The sequence below is a fragment of the Trinickia sp. EG282A genome, assembly GCF_040965455.1.
GTDB classification, from domain to species: Bacteria; Pseudomonadota; Gammaproteobacteria; order Burkholderiales; family Burkholderiaceae; genus Trinickia; species Trinickia symbiotica.
This window is the reverse complement of record NZ_JBFRCC010000002.1, coordinates 750,620-765,784: the sequence shown is the minus strand read 5'-3', so window position 1 is coordinate 765,784 and position 15,165 is coordinate 750,620. Positions and strand designations below refer to the sequence as shown.

Below are 15,165 nucleotides of genomic sequence, written 5' to 3'. Positions count from 1 at the left end.
CCTAGCCTCATGCTTGCCGCCCGTGTTCGTTCGTCGTTCGAAACGGAAAAGCAGCGGCGGCCCGACCATCAGGCTGGATCGGTCTGTCTTGTGCACGCCCAATTCCGTCTTGCGATCAAGATGGGCCGTACTCTGCCTGCACTACTGGCAAGAATCGAAAGGTTAACGTAAAAATCAGACGGATTAACGGGGGAGCGTAGAGCGAGGGAGAAGCCGCGCCGGCTGCGTAGGCCGGACCGATGAAAACCCGACGCGAAGCCCCGGGCGACGAGCACCGGCTAATTTCGACTTACTGAAACAGGCCGATCAACTAAACGTTCGATCACCGCCCGCGGCGCGAACGAGGCGGCTTCCGTCGCGAAAGTACGGCGAGCGGCTGGGTCGCAGTTCGTGGCCGAGGCGCCGTTGGCGCTATCATTGTCCTTTTCAGCCTCTGGCGGTCCGTCGAAGCGCATTGCCGCGTCATCACATGTCCACGTCTTCCCACGATTACCTCAAGAAAATCCTGACAGCGCGCGTCTACGACGTGGCTCACGAAACGGAGCTCGAGCCGGCCCGCAATCTGTCGGCGCGCCTCGCGAACCGCGTCTACCTCAAGCGGGAAGACAATCAGCCCGTCTTCTCGTTCAAGCTGCGCGGCGCCTACAACAAGATGGTGCACCTTTCCGCCGACGCGATGGCGCGCGGCGTCATCACCGCCTCGGCCGGCAATCACGCGCAGGGCGTCGCTTATTCGGCCGCGCGCCTCGGCGTGAAAGCCGTCATCGTCGTACCCGTGACGACGCCGCAAGTGAAGGTCGACGCCGTGCGGGCGCATGGCGGCCCGACCGTCGACGTCGTCCAGGCCGGCGAATCGTATAGCGACGCCTACGCGCACGCGCTCGAGCTTCAGCAGGCACGCGGCCTCTCGTTCGTCCATCCGTTCGACGACCCGTACGTGATCGCCGGCCAGGGCACGATCGCGATGGAGATCCTCAGTCAGCACCAAGCCCCGATCCACGCGATTTTCGTGCCGATCGGCGGCGGCGGGCTCGCGGCCGGCGTGGCTGCCTACGTGAAGGCCGTGCGCCCAGAGATCAAGGTCATCGGCGTGCAGACGGAAGACTCGTGCGCGATGGCGACGTCACTAAAAGCCGGCGAGCGCGTGACGCTCGACGAGGTGGGGCTCTTTTCGGACGGCACGGCGGTCAAGCTCGTCGGCGAGGAGACGTTCCGCCTTTGCAGCGAGTATCTCGACGACGTGCTGACCGTCAACACGGACGAGATCTGCGCAGCGATCAAGGACGTCTTTCAGGACACGCGAAGCCTGCTCGAACCCGCCGGTGCGCTCTCCGTCGCGGGCGCGAAGCAATATGCCGAGCGCACGGGCGTCGAAAATGAGACGCTCGTCGCCATCACGTCTGGCGCGAACATGAACTTCGATCGGATGCGCTTCGTCGCCGAGCGCGCCGAGGTGGGCGAGGCGCGCGAAGCCGTATTCGCCGTGACGATTCCTGAAGAGCGCGGCAGCTTCAAGCGTTTTTGCGAGCTCGTCGGCGAGCGCAGCGTCACCGAGTTCAACTACCGGATCGCCGATGCGAGCGCCGCGCATATTTTCGTCGGTGTGCAGATCAAGAGCCGCGACGAATCGGCCGACATCGCGAGAACGTTCGAGGCGCACGGCTTTCCGACCGTCGACCTCACGAACGACGAGCTCTCGAAGCAGCACATCCGCTACATGGTGGGCGGACGCTCGCCGCTCGCGCAAGACGAGCGGCTCTTTCGCTTCGAGTTTCCGGAACGGCCCGGCGCGCTGATGAAGTTCCTCTCGTCGATGGCGCCTGACTGGAACATCAGCCTCTTTCATTACCGGAATCAAGGCGCCGACTACAGTTCGATCCTCGTCGGCATTCAGGTGCCCGTCGCCGACGATGACGCATTCGCGCGCTTCCTCTCGACGCTCGGCTATCCGCATTGGGATGAAAGCCGCAATCCGGTCTACCGGCTCTTTCTCGCCTGAGGGCGCATCAACGGACAGATCCAAGAAGTTTTGCCATGACCCCCGACCAATCGCCGCTCGGCAAGCCGTCCTCATACGCCGAGCAGTACGATCCGACTCTGCTCTTTCCGATCGCGCGCAGCCTTGCGCGCGAAGCGATCGGCATCGGTGCGCAGTTGCCGTTTTTCGGCACCGACATCTGGAACGCTTACGAGCTTTCGTGGCTCAATGCGCGCGGCAAGCCGCAAATCGCGATCGCCACGTTCTATGTGCCGGCCGAGTCGCCGAACATCGTCGAATCGAAGTCGTTCAAGCTCTATCTCGGCTCGTTCGCCCAAACGCGCATCGAATCGATCGACGCATTGCGCGAGATGCTCAAGCGCGACGTGTCGGCCGTCTGCGGCGCGACCGTCTCGGTGCGGCTCGCATCGCCGTCTGAGTTCGGCAAGCTCGAGCTCGACGAACTCGACGGCCTCTCGCTCGACCGCCTCGACCTCGAGACCGACGTCTATCATCCGGAACCGTCGCTGCTGAAGGCGGCGCTCGACGAGGCGCCTGTCGAAGAGACGTTGTTCTCCAATCTGCTCAAGTCGAACTGCCCCGTCACGGGCCAGCCGGATTGGGGCAGCGTACAAATTCATTATGTCGGCCCGCAGATCGATCAGGCCGGGCTCTTGCGCTACATCATCTCTTATCGCAATCACACCGGGTTTCACGAGCAATGCGTCGAGCGGATGTTCGTCGAGATCCTGCGCGAATGCCGGCCCGTGAAGCTCGCGATCTATGCGCGTTACACGCGGCGCGGTGGGCTCGACATCAACCCTTTCCGCACGAACTTCAACCTGCCGATGCCTGACAACGCACGCACGGCGCGGCAGTAAAGCGCGCGTTTCGCGCGCAGCGGGCATCGACGATTCGAGAGCTCGCCGGTTCGGCGCGGTCACTGCTCGCGCCAGGTTGCCCCGCGGGCGACGAACCGGCCCGCCCGCTCGCCCGTCGCCTCTCCGTTACGACACGACAGCACGCCGTTGACCCAGACGGCGTCGATGCCGTCGGCGGCCTGCCGAGGGTTTTCGAAGGTCGCGGCGTCACGGATACGCGCCGGGTCGAACAGCACGAGGTCGGCCTGGAAGCCCACGCGTACCTCGCCGCGAGGCCCGAGCCCGAAACGCTGCGCGGACAGGCTCGTCATCTTCCGCACCGCCTCCTCGAGCGGGATGAGCTTCGCATCGCGCGCATAGTGGCCGAGCACGCGCGGAAACGCGCCCCATAGGCGCGGATGCGGCAGCGGATCGTTCGGCAGGCCATCGGAGCCGATCATCGTCGCGGGGTGCGAGAGGATGCGGCGAACGTCGTCCTCGGACATGTTGTGATAGACCGCGCCCGCCGGCTGCAGACGTTCGGCCGCCTCCCGCTCTTCGACGCCCCACTCGGCTGCGATCGCCGAAAGTCGCTTGCCGGCCTGCTCGGGATGCGGCGTCGACCACGTGATCGTGATTTCGATGTCGCCCGTGACTTGCTTCAGATCGAGCGTCGACGAGCTGCGGTCGTACGGATAACAGTCGCAGCCGATCGGTTGGATCCGCCGCGCCGCTTCGAGCGAGGCGAGCACCTCTTTGCTTCGGCCCCAGTTGCTAGGCCCTGCGCACTTCAAGTGCGAGACGACGACGGGCACGCGCGCATGGCGGCCGATCCGGCACGCTTCGTCGAACGCCTCGAGGATGGCGTCGAACTCGCTTCGCATGTGTGTGGTATAGACGGCCCCTGCGGCGGCGAGCGGCTCCGCCAGCGCCATCACCTCCTCGGTCGGCGCGGCGTTGGCCGAGGCGTAGGCAAGCCCGGAGCTCAAGCCGAGCGCGCCATGCGCAAGCGCCTCCTCGAGCTCGGCGCGCATCGCGGCCACCTCGCGCTCGGTCGCGGCACGATCGAGGCGATCCATGTGGTTGTTGCGCAGCGCCGTGTGGCCGACGAGCGCCGCGACGTTGACGGCGGGGCGCGCCGCTTCGATTGCATCGACGTAGGCCGCGAATGTGGGATAGCGAAACGCGTCGCGCTCGCCAAGCAGGTTCATCGGGTCGGGCGGATCGCCTTTCAGCGTCACGGGCGACGCGCTGATGCCGCAGTTGCCGACAATGACCGTCGTTACGCCTTGCGTGATCTTCGGCAGGCATTGAGGCGAGCGGATGACGTGCGTATCGTCGTGCGTATGAACGTCGATGAAACCCGGTGCAAGCGCCCGGCCTTCCGCCTCGACGACTTCCTCGGCGAGCCAGTTCGAGAGATTGCCGATCGCGGCAATGCGCCCGTCGCGCACGGCAACATCGCGCACGACGGGCGGCTCGCCCGTGCCGTCGTATAGCTGCGCTCCGACGATCAGCGTATCGGCGGCTTCGGGGTGAGAATGCATGCGTAGTCTCCTGTCAGTGGGTGTCCCCACGGGGATTTCCTTCGGTCACCGGGCCGTCCCAAGCCACTGACGGCCCCCTCGCGCCCCGAAGGGAGCACCGTTTCGGGGCTCCCTGGGGAAGTCCCCTCGCGGGAGCGGGCAGCGAACGCAGAGAGCGTGGGGGCGACCCATTAGAGTCGGGGTCATCGCTTCGATCCTACCTGCAGGTTCGGTACCATGCACGGAAAGCGGATGTTTCGACCGGCACGCGGATCTGCGCTTTCTTACGATCGATATCGTGCCGGATTCATCATATGCAGTCGAGCAGCGCCCGACAACCGACGACGACCGACAAGGACAGTTAGCAGCCATGAAGATCACCTATCAAAACGCGACGATCGATCCCCGCAGCAAGGGCCTGGGCACGGTGCCGAGCGCGAGTGTGCCGCTCGAATCGGCGGCCAACCTCGAATGGAATCTGCTCGCCGAGGACGTCAGCCTGCCGGCCGCCGTGCTCTATGCGGACCGGATCGAGCACAACCTCCAGTGGATGCAGGCTTTCGTCGCCGAGTACGGCGTCAAGCTCGCGCCGCACGGCAAGACGACGATGGCGCCGCAACTCTTTCGCCGACAACTCGAAACGGGCGCCTGGGGCATCACGCTCGCCACCGCCCATCAGACGCGCGCCGCGTATCTCGGCGGCGTCCAGCGCGTGCTGATGGCGAACCAGCTCGTGGGGCGGCACAACATGGCGATGATCGCGGAGCTCCTCACGGACCCGGATTTCGAGTTTTTCTGTCTCGTCGATTCCGTCGACGGCGTCGAGCAGCTCGGCGCATTCTTCGAGTCGGTACGCAAGCCGCTGCAGCTTCTCATCGAACTCGGCGTGCCGGGCGGGCGCACGGGCGTGCGGGACGATGCACAGCGCGACGCGGTGCTCGCGGCCATCGCGCGGTATCCCGATACGCTGCGGCTGGCGGGCATCGAGATTTACGAGGGCGTCCTCGCTGACGAAGCGGCCGTGCGGACCTTCTTGCGCCGCGCCGTCGAAACGACGCGCGCCCTCGCGGCGCAAGGCCGCTTCGCACGCACGCCGGCGATCCTGTCCGGCGCCGGCTCCGCCTGGTACGACGTGGTCGCCGAGGAGTTCGCGCAGGAATCGAAGTCGGGCGCCGTCGAGGTCGTACTGCGGCCAGGCTGCTATGTCACCCACGACGTGGGCATCTATAAGAAGGCCCAGGCCGCCATCCTCGCGCGCAATCCCGTCGCGAAGAAGATGGGCGAGGCCCTGCTGCCGGCGCTGCAGCTTTGGGCCTATGTTCAATCGATCCCGGAAGGCGATCGCGCGATCGTCGCCTTGGGCAAGCGCGACGCCGCTTTCGACTCCGGGCTGCCGGTTCCGGCACGCCATTACAGGCCGGGTACGCCCGCTCCGCGCGAAATCGCCGCCGACGAAGGCTGGGAAGTGACGGGACTCATGGATCAGCACGCCTACATGCGCATCGCGCCGGGCGCCGATCTGAAGGTGGGCGACATGCTCGCGTTCGACATTTCGCATCCCTGCCTGACGTTCGACAAGTGGCGGCAGCTGCTGATCGTGGATGAGCAGTATCGAGTCACCGAAGTCGTCGAAACGTACTTCTGAACGACCAGGGCCTGCTCATCGTGACTTACCGATCGCAGGCCCACCCGACTCAGACCGTCTCCGCCTGCGCTACCTCGGCGATGCGCGTCTCGAACTTGGCGAGCGCGGCCGAGAGCGCCCGCAGCGCATCGTCGGGCAATGCACCCATCGTTTCGCGCAAGAATGCGTTGCGGCGCGGCAGCGCTTCGGCGACGACGGCCGCGCCTTCGCTCGTCAGTTCCACGTTCGTCACGCGGTTGTCGCGCGCGTCGACGCTGCGAGCCACCCAGCCCAGCGCCTCGAGCGCCTTCAATTGCCGTGTCAGCGCGCCCGGGTCGATCCGCAGGCGCTCGACGAGGCGCTTTTGCGACCATTCCCCGAGCTGATCGGAAAGCGCGAAAAGGATGCGCCAGCGCGGCATCGGGTGGCCGACGTGCGCCTCGAATGCCGACATGAAAGCGCGATAGGTGCTGCCGAACTGGCGGACGACCGCGACGTATTCATGTTCTTCCATTGCCTGCTCCAGGTCCGGTTCGGTTCATTCGCTCGCGACGGCAGGCTCGGGCGCGCGTGCGATCTTCACCCGCGGCACGCGCCGGCATTGCCAGGCGGCGAAGAGCGCGACGGCCATCGCGACGGCGATGCCGGCATGAATCGACGCGACGAGCGCCTCGCGTGCCGCCTCGAGCAGCGCGGCACCGTCATGGCCGGCGTGCGCGAGCTGCGCGATGAGCGATTGCTGGGCCTCACGGTTCACGAGGATTTGCGGATCGCGCATCTGATCGAGCCATGGCGTGGCATTCGCCGCTTGCAGCGCGCCCCCGACGCGATGCCGGTACATCAGTGAAACGAGCGTGCCCGTCAACGCCGTGCCGAACATTCCGCCGATCATCCGCAGGGACTGCAGCAGCGCCGTGGCGATGCCCAGGTGCTCGCGGCCCGCCGTCTGCTGCGCGAAGACGGTAAGGTTCGGCAGCACGAAGCCAAGACCGAGCCCGCCCGCCACCATGAAGGTCATCAGCAGTGCGTGCGGCATGTTGCGCGTCGCGGCGACGGTGCCGAGACATGCGACGGCGACGAGCAGGAACCCGATCCAAAGCATCGAATTCGGATTGCGGATGCGCGTGACGATGCGGCCATTCGTGATACTGCCGATCGTGATGAATACGACGAGCGGCGTGATGACGAATCCTGCATCGCGCGGCGAAAGCCCGAAGCCGCCCTGCAGCAGCAGCGGCGCGTAAAAGAGCAGAGAAAACATGGTGAACCCGCCGAGCACCGACAACGCGAAGAGCGCCGCGAGGCTTGCATTGCGGAACATGTCGAGCGGCAGGATCGGCTGTGCGCTCGCGCGCTCCCATTTCAGCAGGGCAAAAGCGCTGGCGACACTGAGCACGACGAGTGCGGCGACGACCGGCGTGAAGCCGTCGTGCGCGACCCATTCGACGAAGAGTTGCAGACTGGAGAGCGAGATCGCGATCAACAGCGCGCCGGGCCAATCGAGCCGTATGCGGCCCTTGTGCTCGACGTGCCGCATATGCGGCAGATAGCGCCAGACGAAGACGAGCGAGAGCAGGCCGACCGGCAGATTGACGTAGAACGCCGAGCGCCAGCCGTAGTACTGCGTGAGAAAGCCCCCGAGCGACGGCCCGATCGCGTTGGCAATGCCGAAAGCCGAGCTCATCAGCACCTGCCAGCGCAGCCGCACGACCGAATCGGGGAAGAGATCCGCGATACAGGCGAACGCGGTGCCGACGAGCATGCCGCCGCCGATGCCCTGCAAGCCGCGCGCAAAGACGAGAAAAACCATGCTGTTCGCGGCGCCGCAAAGCGCCGACGCCCCGGTGAAAAGGGCGATCGACGCAATCACGAACGGCTTTCGGCCATAGTAATCGCCGAGCCGTCCGAAGATCGGTACCGTGATGACGGATGTGAGCAGATAGGAGGTCGCGACCCATGCATAAAGGTCGAAGCCCTTCAGCTCGGCGACGATCGTGGGCAAAGCCGTGCCCACCACCGTTTGGTCGAGCGCAACGAGCATCGTCACGAACGATACGCCGAGCATCGCCAGCAGCGACTCGCGAAAAGGGAGAACCTGCCCCTTCGAGTGGTGAGGGGCCGTATGAACAGCCATCGTTTGATGAAGCAATCGTTGTGTCGTCAAAGAACTGAAATGATAGCATGGTGGCGCAGTCGCCGCCTCGCGCTCGCGCCGTCCTTCGCGCCCGTGCCGCCGGCGGGCGCTCTGCCTCACCGTCAAGGGAAATGCTGTGATGGAAAATTCGACCCCGGCCATTGCCGGCCCGCTCACGGCCGACGATCTCGCGGCGCTCGCGCGTGCGAAGCGCGCGCTCGAGCGTGCGCCGCTTGCGATGAAGCTGGCCGGCGCCGCGGGCGCGCCGGTGGAACGGCTGATGGCGCGTCTGCCGGCGGCGGCGCACGAGACCATCGCCGAAGCGACGCGGCGTGCGCTGGACAAGTGTCTGCAGGCCGCGCTGGCGAGCCTCGGCGTGCACGGCGAGACCGAGGGCCTCCTACCGGGCGGGTCGGCCGCGTCGGCCAAGGCCCGCGACATCTGGCACAAGCTCGCGGTCGCGACCACCGGCGCGGCCGGCGGTGCCTTCGGGCTGCTGGCGTTGCCGGCGGAACTGCCGGTTACGACGACCCTGATGTTCCGTTCCATCTGCGATATCGCCCGCAGCGAAGGCGAGGACTTGCGGACGATCGAGACGCAGCTGCAATGTCTGTCCGTATTCGGCCTCGGCGGCGGCACCCGGTCGAAGCGCGAGCAGGCCAACGAAGACGCGGAGTTCGGCTACTTCATCGCGCGGGGCGCGCTCGCGCAGGCCATATCGAAGGCATCGTCGGACCTCGCGTCGAAAAGCCTCGCCTCCCACGGCACCGCCGCGCTACTGAGACTCATGAACGCGATCGCAGCGCGCTTTTCCGTGCAAGTCAGCGAGCAGGTCGCGGCCAAGTCGATTCCCGCGATCGGGGCGGTGCTCGGTGCCGTCGTCAACACGGCCTTCATCGACCATTTCCAGCAGACGGCGCACGGCCATTTCACGATCCGTCGGCTCGAGCGGCGATATGGCACAGAGGTTGTGGAAACCGCCTACAGAGCAATCGACCTCTCGCCGCTGCGCTGACGATAGCGTTCGCTGGCATGCCAGCGCGCGAACGCAGCCGCCCGATCGAGGGCGCGGCGCGCCTCGGGAATGAACGGGGCGAATAGTTGCCAGACATGCGGCATCTTCGCCCAGACCTCGAACTCGACGACACATCCGGCCGCCCGCGCGCGCTCGGCGACGCGCCGCGCGTCGTCGAGCAGCACCTCCGTGCTGCCAGCCTGAATCATCAGCGGCGGCAGGCCCGTGAGATCTCCGTAGAGCGGCGACGCATACGGGTGCCTGGGATCCGCGCCGGCCAGATAGAGACGCGTCGCGCGCTCGATGGCCGCACCGCGAAACATCGGATCGGCTCCGTCGTTCGTGACGAGCGTCTTGCCCGTCGCCGCAAGGTCGGTCCAAGGGGAGAACAGCAGCGCGGCGGCAGGCAACGCGTCTTTCGCGTCGCGCAGCGCGAGAAGAAGCGCGAGCGCGAGGCCACCGCCCGCCGAGTCCCCCGCTACCACGATCGAATCGGGCGGTATCCCGTCGGCGAGCAGGCAACGATAGGCGGCGAGCGCGTCGTCGACGGCGGCGGGGAATGGATGCTCGGGCGCAAGGCGGTAATCGAGCGAAAACGCACGGGCGCCCGTACGCACCGCCAGCGGAAAAACGAGCGAGCGATGCGATCTTGGCGAGCAGAAGTAGTAACCGCCGCCGTGCAAATAGAGTAGCGTGCGCATCGGCGCGCCAGCGTCGGGCACGGCCGCACTATCGAGAGGCGCCGTCGCGGCGGGATGGGCAGGGGCGCCGAGTTTGCCGGCCGGCTCGAGCCATTCGCCGCGTAACGGCGCGTCGTCGACGCCGTAGTGCTCGGTGAGCCGCCAGCCGGCCGGCACCTTTGGCGACCAGACGCGCTCGGCCGTGCGCGTACGGGCACGCTCGACGCTCACATGAGGCTTCTCCGTCTCCGGACGGAACTGCTTCTTGAGAACCCAGCTGACGACGGCGCTTTGCCAACTCATCGCGGCCCACTCCCTGAACGCGGCAAACGATCATGGTACTTGCGACGAACGTGCCATGAACGAGCGGTTCTCGAATATCCGATCTAGACCGGATGGACAGAAGTCAGTGCGGCGCAGCGGGCGACGGCAACAACTGGCCGCGTATTTCGCCGCTCTTGTATTGCTCCGTATAGATATTGAAGTACCACTTGCCCGTCTCGAGGTCGTTGATCTGCGCGTCCGTCAACGTGGCTTGGCCTTCGATGTCGCCGCGCAGCGCCTTCGCGAGCGGGGCGTCGATCTGCACGGCGGCGTTTTGGCCGACCGATGCCGGTCCCTGAAACCGCGCCATCGTTGCGGGGCCGGAGAGCCCCTGAAACGAGCCGGCCCACTTGAGGAGCTTCGTCGAGGTGTCGAACATCGCTTTCAGCTCACCGCTTCCCCTGCTCGTCGTCGGCGGCACCTCGCTCGACGGCTGCAGGCTTGCCTTGTAGACGACTTCGTCGGCGAGCGCAGCGCCGATCGTCAAAACCGACAGCAGCGCAGCAACTCCGAGCTTGCGCGTCATACGCATATTGTCCTCGCGATCGAGACGTCTCCGCCGGCACAGCGCGTCGCTGTGCATGCGGGTCGGCAGCAATGGTAGACCAAAGCATCAGGCCGTATGGGGTTCCCGCGTACACGGTCGCTCAGCACACTTTCCGAAACATCAGGTCGACGACGGTGCCGGGCCCGATGGGCGTCCAAGCCGCATCCTTCGGTTGGGCCTTGCCTGCCGGCTCGCCCTCGGCCGTCATATAGTTGGTATCGATCGCGCGCCACGCTTTATGGTCGCAGTCGATTTGATAGCGGGTGATGGAGACGGCAACAGGCTTCGTCGCCCCGGAAAGCATCGCGGGGACTTTCCACAGCGTCTTCGCAACGTACTCGAGATAGCCGTCGGGACCGCTTTTGACGCTATCCATGTCGACCTCGTAAGAGAGATCGCGCTCGCTCGCCAGATGGACCCATTGCGCCGCATCGGATTGGGAGCTTGCCGCAAGCGCCACGAAACAAATCAGCAATCGACGGAGCAATTTCATTATCTTTCCTATGATCGAAATTGGCCCACGACGTCGATTCGAATTTATTCCGGACTTCTTTATATCGCCCTTTTTGCCGGCGTCTTCGACGTTACTGGATTCTAGCAGAGCGATCATTCACCGCGCGCAGCGATATGGAAAATTCGACATGACCGAACGACTCGAGCCAGAGCGCGTGGCGCGCGTAACGAAAGGGCATTGTTCACTGCTCGAGGCACGGGAAGCGGGGGTTCGGGAAACGGATGCAGCGAGCGCTAGCGCGCACCGCTCGCGTCGAATGCGATGTCAGGCGCGCTTGCCCCGACGCCCGCCTCGAAATCATGGACGCGCAGGCTCACTTTGCGGGCATAGGCCGACGATCCGCCGTAGCTCTTGAGCGCCGCGGCCACGTCGCCCTGGGCCGACTCTATATAGCCGTGAAGGATCGCGGACCCGGCTTCGATATTGGCGGCGGGCTCCGTCAGATCGATATGGCTCACCAGGCGGCGGTGTGCGGCGGGCACGACCTGCATGAGTCCAGTCGCGCCGTGCAGGCCATGCGCCTTCTCGCGAAACCGCGACTCGATCGAGATGATTGCAAGCACGAGCGCCGGCGGCAGAGAGTACTTCGATGCCGAGGAAATTACCGCGTTGGTGATCTCTTCCGCCTTCGCACGGGCGAGGCCGAATTTTTCCACGAGCATGCTCGAGATGCGATGCGTCTGCGCAGTCGCGACTTCGCTCACGGATGCGTGGGCGGGTGCCGTCGCGCCGCTTGCTTGCGCTAACGACGATGCGTCGATTCCACTCGTTGCCGGCGCGGGTGCGGGTACGGCTGTCGATTCAGAGCCCTCGGCATAGGCATGCGTCAGGATTCCGAACGAAATCAGCAGTGCGCAGAGGACTCGGCTCATGGGTCGATGCGGAACGAATGGTCCCGCATTATAACGGCGCCCATTAATCAGCAGACAAGAAGACTCGGATATCGATGGAGCGCTCTAGGAAGCCCGAAGCACGTGGATCGTCGACCGCAGCCGCCAGATCACAATGGAATGACAATGGAAGTGACGACTCACTTGCAGCCGCGGGCACAGCCGGACGCGAAGCGGTTTGTCAGCTCGCGGGCTCGAGCACACGCTGAAGCACGGCGTCCTCGATCGCGGCGAACGCGGCCGTGCCACGCGCTCGCGGCCGCGCGAGCTCGACCTGCCGATCGAGCGCGATGCGCCCGCGCTCGATGAGCAGAATTCGGCTCGCGAGCGCCACGGCTTCCTGCACATCGTGCGTCACGAGCAGCGCGGTGAACCGGTGCTCGCGCCAAAGCCGCTCGATGAGCTCGTGCATTTCAATGCGCGTGAGCGCGTCGAGCGCGCCGAGCGGCTCGTCGAGCAGCAACAGATCGGGGCGATGCACGAGCGCACGCGCAAGCGCCACACGCTGCCGCTGGCCCCCTGACAACTGCGCGGGCCAGTCGTGCTCGCGGGCCGAGAGCCCCACCTCGTCCAGTGCCGCGCGCGCTTCATCGCGCGCCGCGCGCGGCAGGCCGAGCATGACGTTAGCGAGCACGCTCTTCCACGGCAATAGCCGGGCATCCTGAAACATGATGCGTGTGCGGGGCGCTCCACGCGGCTCGCGACGCCCGCCTTCGCCCCTTTCGCCCCTGACGAGCTCGCCGTCGTCGGGCGTCTCCAGACCGGCCACGAGGCGCAGCAGCGTCGACTTTCCGCAGCCGCTGCGCCCAATGATCGCAACGAAGCTTCCCTTGGCGACGGTCAGGTCGAGACGATCGAGCACAACGCGCTCGGCATAACGCTTCGAAATCGACTTCAGGGCGATCGCCGCCTCGGTGCCCGTTTCGAGCGTCGCATCGTTTGCCTGGCCGATCCCGTCCGCCATTGTCGAGGCACTCACGCCTTCACTCCTCGCCACCCGTGCGGCCGCTTCACCGCCCTCGCCCACCTCGCGCCGAGGCTCGTGCGCGCCGCGCGCGGACGCACGGCACTGCCCGCATAGGCCGGATGCCAAGGCAGCAGACTTCGTTCGAGGCCGCGCGCGAGCATGTCGGCCAACTTGCCGAGCAATGCGTAAAGCAGAATGCCGACCACCACGACGTCCGTTTGCATGAATTCGCGCGCATTCATCGTCATGTAGCCGATGCCCGACTGCGCGGAAATCGTCTCGGCGACGATCAGCATGACCCACATCAACCCGAGCGCGAAGCGCACGCCGACAAGAATCGAGGGCAACGCGCCCGGCAAAATCACATCGCGGTAGAGCGCCAATCCCCGCACGCCATAGCTCCTTGCCATTTCGACGAGGTTGCCGTCCACCGAGCGGATTCCGTGAAAGGTGTTCACGTAGATGGGAAAGAACACGCCCAGCGCGACGAGAAAAAGCTTGGCCTGCTCCTCGATGCCGAACCAGAGGATGACGAGCGGGATCATCGCGAGCGCGGGGATGTTCCGAATCATTTGGACGGTCGAATCCAGCGCCGCTTCGATCGACTTGAAAAGCCCCGTCGCGAGCCCGAGCGCAAAACCGATGCCGCCGCCGATCGCGAAACCGACCAATGCGCGCCACGCGCTCACCTCGACATCGGTCCACATTTCGCCGCTGAGCATGAGCCCCCATGCCGCTCGCGCAACCGCAAGCGGTTCCGGCAAGACGCGCGCGGAAAGCCAACCGATGCGTGCGCTCACCTCCCACGCGAAGAGGATGAGGGCCGGGACGATCCACGGCACGATGCGCCTCGTCAACGCCTGCGTTTTCACGGTGCTTCCCCTTTCAATCATTTCGTAGTGCGAAGGTTTTCGTCACCCGCGTTCGAGCAGGTCCCGCTCAGCCGTGCGCTGCTTTCGGCAAGTGCGTCACGCCGACGATTTCGCCGAAAGGCCCTGGCAGCGCCGACTCCAAGTTCTCGCGCACCCGCAGCGGTAGCCTTGGAAAGACGAGTTCGGCGAAGCGATAGGCTTCTTCGAGGTGCGGATAGCCGGAAAGAATGAACGTGTCGATGCCGAGCTCGGCATACTCGGTCATGCGCGCCACGACCTGGTCGGGAGTGCCGACGAGCGCCGTGCCGGCCCCCGTGCGCACGAGTCCGATGCCGGCCCAGAGGTTCGGATAGATCTCGAGCTCAGCCCGAGTGCGGCCCTTGCCGCCATGCAGTGCAGCCATGCGGCGCTGCCCTTCCGAATCCATCTTGGCGAAATCGGCTTGCGCTTTCGCGACGGTTTCGTCGTCGACGCGGCTGATGAGCCGGTCCGCCTCGGCCCATGCTTCGTCCTCGCTTTCACGCACGATGACATGGAGCCGGATCCCGAACTTGACCTTGCGCCCCTTGCGCTCGGCCCTCGCGCGCACGCTGGCGATCTTCTTCGCCACCGCGTCCGGCGGCTCGCCCCAAGTCAAATAGGTATCGATATGATCGGCCACGATCGCCTGAGCAGCCTCCGACGATCCGCCAAACCACAATGGCGGATGCGGCCGCTGGAAGGACGGGTAGAGCAGCTTGCCGCCGCGCGAGCTCAGATGGCGCCCCTCGAACTCGACCGACCCGCCGTCATGGGCTGTCCTGAAGTGGTCGCGCCAGATCGACAGAAACTCGTCGGTGATCTCATAGCGAACGTCGTGATCGGCGAAGAAGCCATCGCCTTCCAGCTCCACGGGGCTGCCGCCCGTCACGACGTTGATGAGCAGCCGGCCTTTCGAGAGCCGGTCGAACGTCGCCGCCATCCGGGCCGACAAGCCGGGCGAGCTGAGCCCCGGCCGAATGGCGACGAGAAACTTGAGCCGACGCGTTGCCGCGATGAGGCTCGATGCGACGACCCATGCGTCCTCGCAGGAACGGCCCGTCGGCAGCAGCACGCCTTCGTAGCCGAGCGTGTCGGCTGCCACGGCAATCTGCTGGAAATAGTCATAGGTGGCGGCGCGCGCGCCCTCGGACGTGCCGAGATAGCGCGAATCGCCGTGCAGCGGGATGAACCAGAAAACCTTCATGCGCCTCTC

13 protein-coding genes and 1 pseudogene are annotated in these 15,165 nt (G+C 65.4%); 4 read left to right on the top strand and 10 right to left on the bottom strand.

All coding sequences use genetic code 11. The features are described from left to right. Positions 1-469 precede the first annotated feature (469 nt). Together ilvA and queF are read left to right on the top strand one after the other, a co-directional pair. Positions 470-1,999: a threonine ammonia-lyase, biosynthetic gene (ilvA, locus tag AB4Y31_RS11425; RefSeq protein ID WP_018443691.1), complete on the top strand. Its 1,530-nt coding sequence runs from the start codon at positions 470-472 to the stop codon at positions 1,997-1,999. A gap of 35 nt (positions 2,000-2,034) precedes the next feature. Further along, the gene (gene queF, locus AB4Y31_RS11420; protein WP_368674005.1) at positions 2,035-2,859 is read left to right on the top strand and encodes an NADPH-dependent 7-cyano-7-deazaguanine reductase QueF; all 825 of its coding nucleotides are present in this window, start codon (positions 2,035-2,037) and stop codon (positions 2,857-2,859) included. Between the two features lie 59 nt (positions 2,860-2,918). Here the strand turns inward: queF and AB4Y31_RS11415 are convergent, their stop codons facing one another. After that, entirely contained in the window at positions 2,919-4,385 is a 1,467-nt protein-coding gene (locus AB4Y31_RS11415; RefSeq protein ID WP_368674004.1) for an amidohydrolase family protein, read from the bottom strand. Positions 4,386-4,734: 349 nt separating this feature from the next. Between AB4Y31_RS11415 and AB4Y31_RS11410 the strand changes: the two genes are divergently transcribed. Next, entirely contained in the window at positions 4,735-6,009 is a 1,275-nt protein-coding gene (locus AB4Y31_RS11410) for an amino acid deaminase (RefSeq protein WP_368674003.1), read from the top strand. Positions 6,010-6,058: 49 nt separating this feature from the next. Here AB4Y31_RS11410 and AB4Y31_RS11405 read toward each other — a convergent pair whose 3' ends face one another. Together AB4Y31_RS11405 and AB4Y31_RS11400 are read right to left on the bottom strand one after the other, a co-directional pair. Then, entirely contained in the window at positions 6,059-6,502 is a 444-nt protein-coding gene (locus AB4Y31_RS11405; RefSeq protein WP_018443687.1) for a MarR family winged helix-turn-helix transcriptional regulator, read from the bottom strand. Positions 6,503-6,526: 24 nt separating this feature from the next. Then, the gene (locus AB4Y31_RS11400) at positions 6,527-8,122 is read right to left on the bottom strand and encodes an MFS transporter (protein ID WP_368674002.1); all 1,596 of its coding nucleotides are present in this window, start codon (positions 8,120-8,122) and stop codon (positions 6,527-6,529) included. 139 nt (positions 8,123-8,261) lie between these two features. Here AB4Y31_RS11400 and AB4Y31_RS11395 point away from each other — a divergent pair, with 139 nt between their 5' ends. Then, positions 8,262-9,137 (top strand): EcsC family protein, encoded by an 876-nt coding sequence (locus AB4Y31_RS11395; protein ID WP_368674001.1) that lies wholly within the window; start codon positions 8,262-8,264, stop codon positions 9,135-9,137. On the opposite strand, the gene AB4Y31_RS11390 is transcribed toward AB4Y31_RS11395, so the two are convergent. From AB4Y31_RS11390 to ssuD, 7 genes and pseudogenes are all read right to left on the bottom strand, one after another. Next, entirely contained in the window at positions 9,104-10,120 is a 1,017-nt protein-coding gene (locus AB4Y31_RS11390) for an alpha/beta hydrolase (RefSeq protein WP_368674000.1), read from the bottom strand. The two genes, AB4Y31_RS11395 and AB4Y31_RS11390, sit on opposite strands and share 34 nt — an antisense overlap. Positions 10,121-10,223: 103 nt before the next feature. Next, complete coding sequence (locus AB4Y31_RS11385; protein WP_368673999.1) at positions 10,224-10,673, bottom strand: CHRD domain-containing protein; 450 nt, start codon at positions 10,671-10,673, stop codon at positions 10,224-10,226. Between the two features lie 115 nt (positions 10,674-10,788). After that, positions 10,789-11,181, bottom strand: coding sequence for a surface-adhesin E family protein (locus AB4Y31_RS11380; protein ID WP_368673998.1), 393 nt, complete (start codon positions 11,179-11,181; stop codon positions 10,789-10,791). 254 nt (positions 11,182-11,435) lie between these two features. Then, positions 11,436-12,074 (bottom strand): transglycosylase SLT domain-containing protein, encoded by a 639-nt coding sequence (locus AB4Y31_RS11375; protein ID WP_368673997.1) that lies wholly within the window; start codon positions 12,072-12,074, stop codon positions 11,436-11,438. A 202-nt stretch (positions 12,075-12,276) separates the two neighbouring features. Further along, a pseudogene (locus AB4Y31_RS11370) lies at positions 12,277-13,185 on the bottom strand (ATP-binding cassette domain-containing protein); the annotation flags it as partial. Further along, positions 13,068-13,952, bottom strand: a complete 885-nt coding sequence (gene ssuC / locus AB4Y31_RS11365; protein WP_368673996.1) for an aliphatic sulfonate ABC transporter permease SsuC — start codon at positions 13,950-13,952, stop codon at positions 13,068-13,070. The pseudogene AB4Y31_RS11370 and the gene ssuC, both read right to left, overlap by 118 nt. A gap of 46 nt (positions 13,953-13,998) precedes the next feature. Further along, a complete protein-coding gene (ssuD, locus tag AB4Y31_RS11360; protein WP_368673995.1) occupies positions 13,999-15,156 on the bottom strand; it encodes an FMNH2-dependent alkanesulfonate monooxygenase in 1,158 nt (385 codons plus the stop codon). Positions 15,157-15,165: the final 9 nt, after the last annotated feature.

What these genes read in the sequence shown, in the direction of transcription:
- AB4Y31_RS11400 (WP_368674002.1), bottom strand. Translation starts at nt 8,122, where the DNA reads ATGGCTGTTCATACGGCCCCTCACCACTCGAAGGGGCAGGTTCTCCCT.
- AB4Y31_RS11375 (WP_368673997.1), bottom strand. Translation starts at nt 12,074, where the DNA reads ATGAGCCGAGTCCTCTGCGCACTGCTGATTTCGTTCGGAATCCTGACG.
- AB4Y31_RS11395 (WP_368674001.1), top strand. Translation starts at nt 8,262, where the DNA reads ATGGAAAATTCGACCCCGGCCATTGCCGGCCCGCTCACGGCCGACGAT.
- ssuC (WP_368673996.1), bottom strand. Translation starts at nt 13,952, where the DNA reads ATGATTGAAAGGGGAAGCACCGTGAAAACGCAGGCGTTGACGAGGCGC.
- ilvA (WP_018443691.1), top strand. Translation starts at nt 470, where the DNA reads ATGTCCACGTCTTCCCACGATTACCTCAAGAAAATCCTGACAGCGCGC.
- ssuD (WP_368673995.1), bottom strand. Translation starts at nt 15,156, where the DNA reads ATGAAGGTTTTCTGGTTCATCCCGCTGCACGGCGATTCGCGCTATCTC.
- AB4Y31_RS11415 (WP_368674004.1), bottom strand. Translation starts at nt 4,385, where the DNA reads ATGCATTCTCACCCCGAAGCCGCCGATACGCTGATCGTCGGAGCGCAG.
- AB4Y31_RS11390 (WP_368674000.1), bottom strand. Translation starts at nt 10,120, where the DNA reads ATGAGTTGGCAAAGCGCCGTCGTCAGCTGGGTTCTCAAGAAGCAGTTC.
- AB4Y31_RS11385 (WP_368673999.1), bottom strand. Translation starts at nt 10,673, where the DNA reads ATGCGTATGACGCGCAAGCTCGGAGTTGCTGCGCTGCTGTCGGTTTTG.
- AB4Y31_RS11405 (WP_018443687.1), bottom strand. Translation starts at nt 6,502, where the DNA reads ATGGAAGAACATGAATACGTCGCGGTCGTCCGCCAGTTCGGCAGCACC.
- queF (WP_368674005.1), top strand. Translation starts at nt 2,035, where the DNA reads ATGACCCCCGACCAATCGCCGCTCGGCAAGCCGTCCTCATACGCCGAG.
- AB4Y31_RS11410 (WP_368674003.1), top strand. Translation starts at nt 4,735, where the DNA reads ATGAAGATCACCTATCAAAACGCGACGATCGATCCCCGCAGCAAGGGC.
- AB4Y31_RS11380 (WP_368673998.1), bottom strand. Translation starts at nt 11,181, where the DNA reads ATGAAATTGCTCCGTCGATTGCTGATTTGTTTCGTGGCGCTTGCGGCA.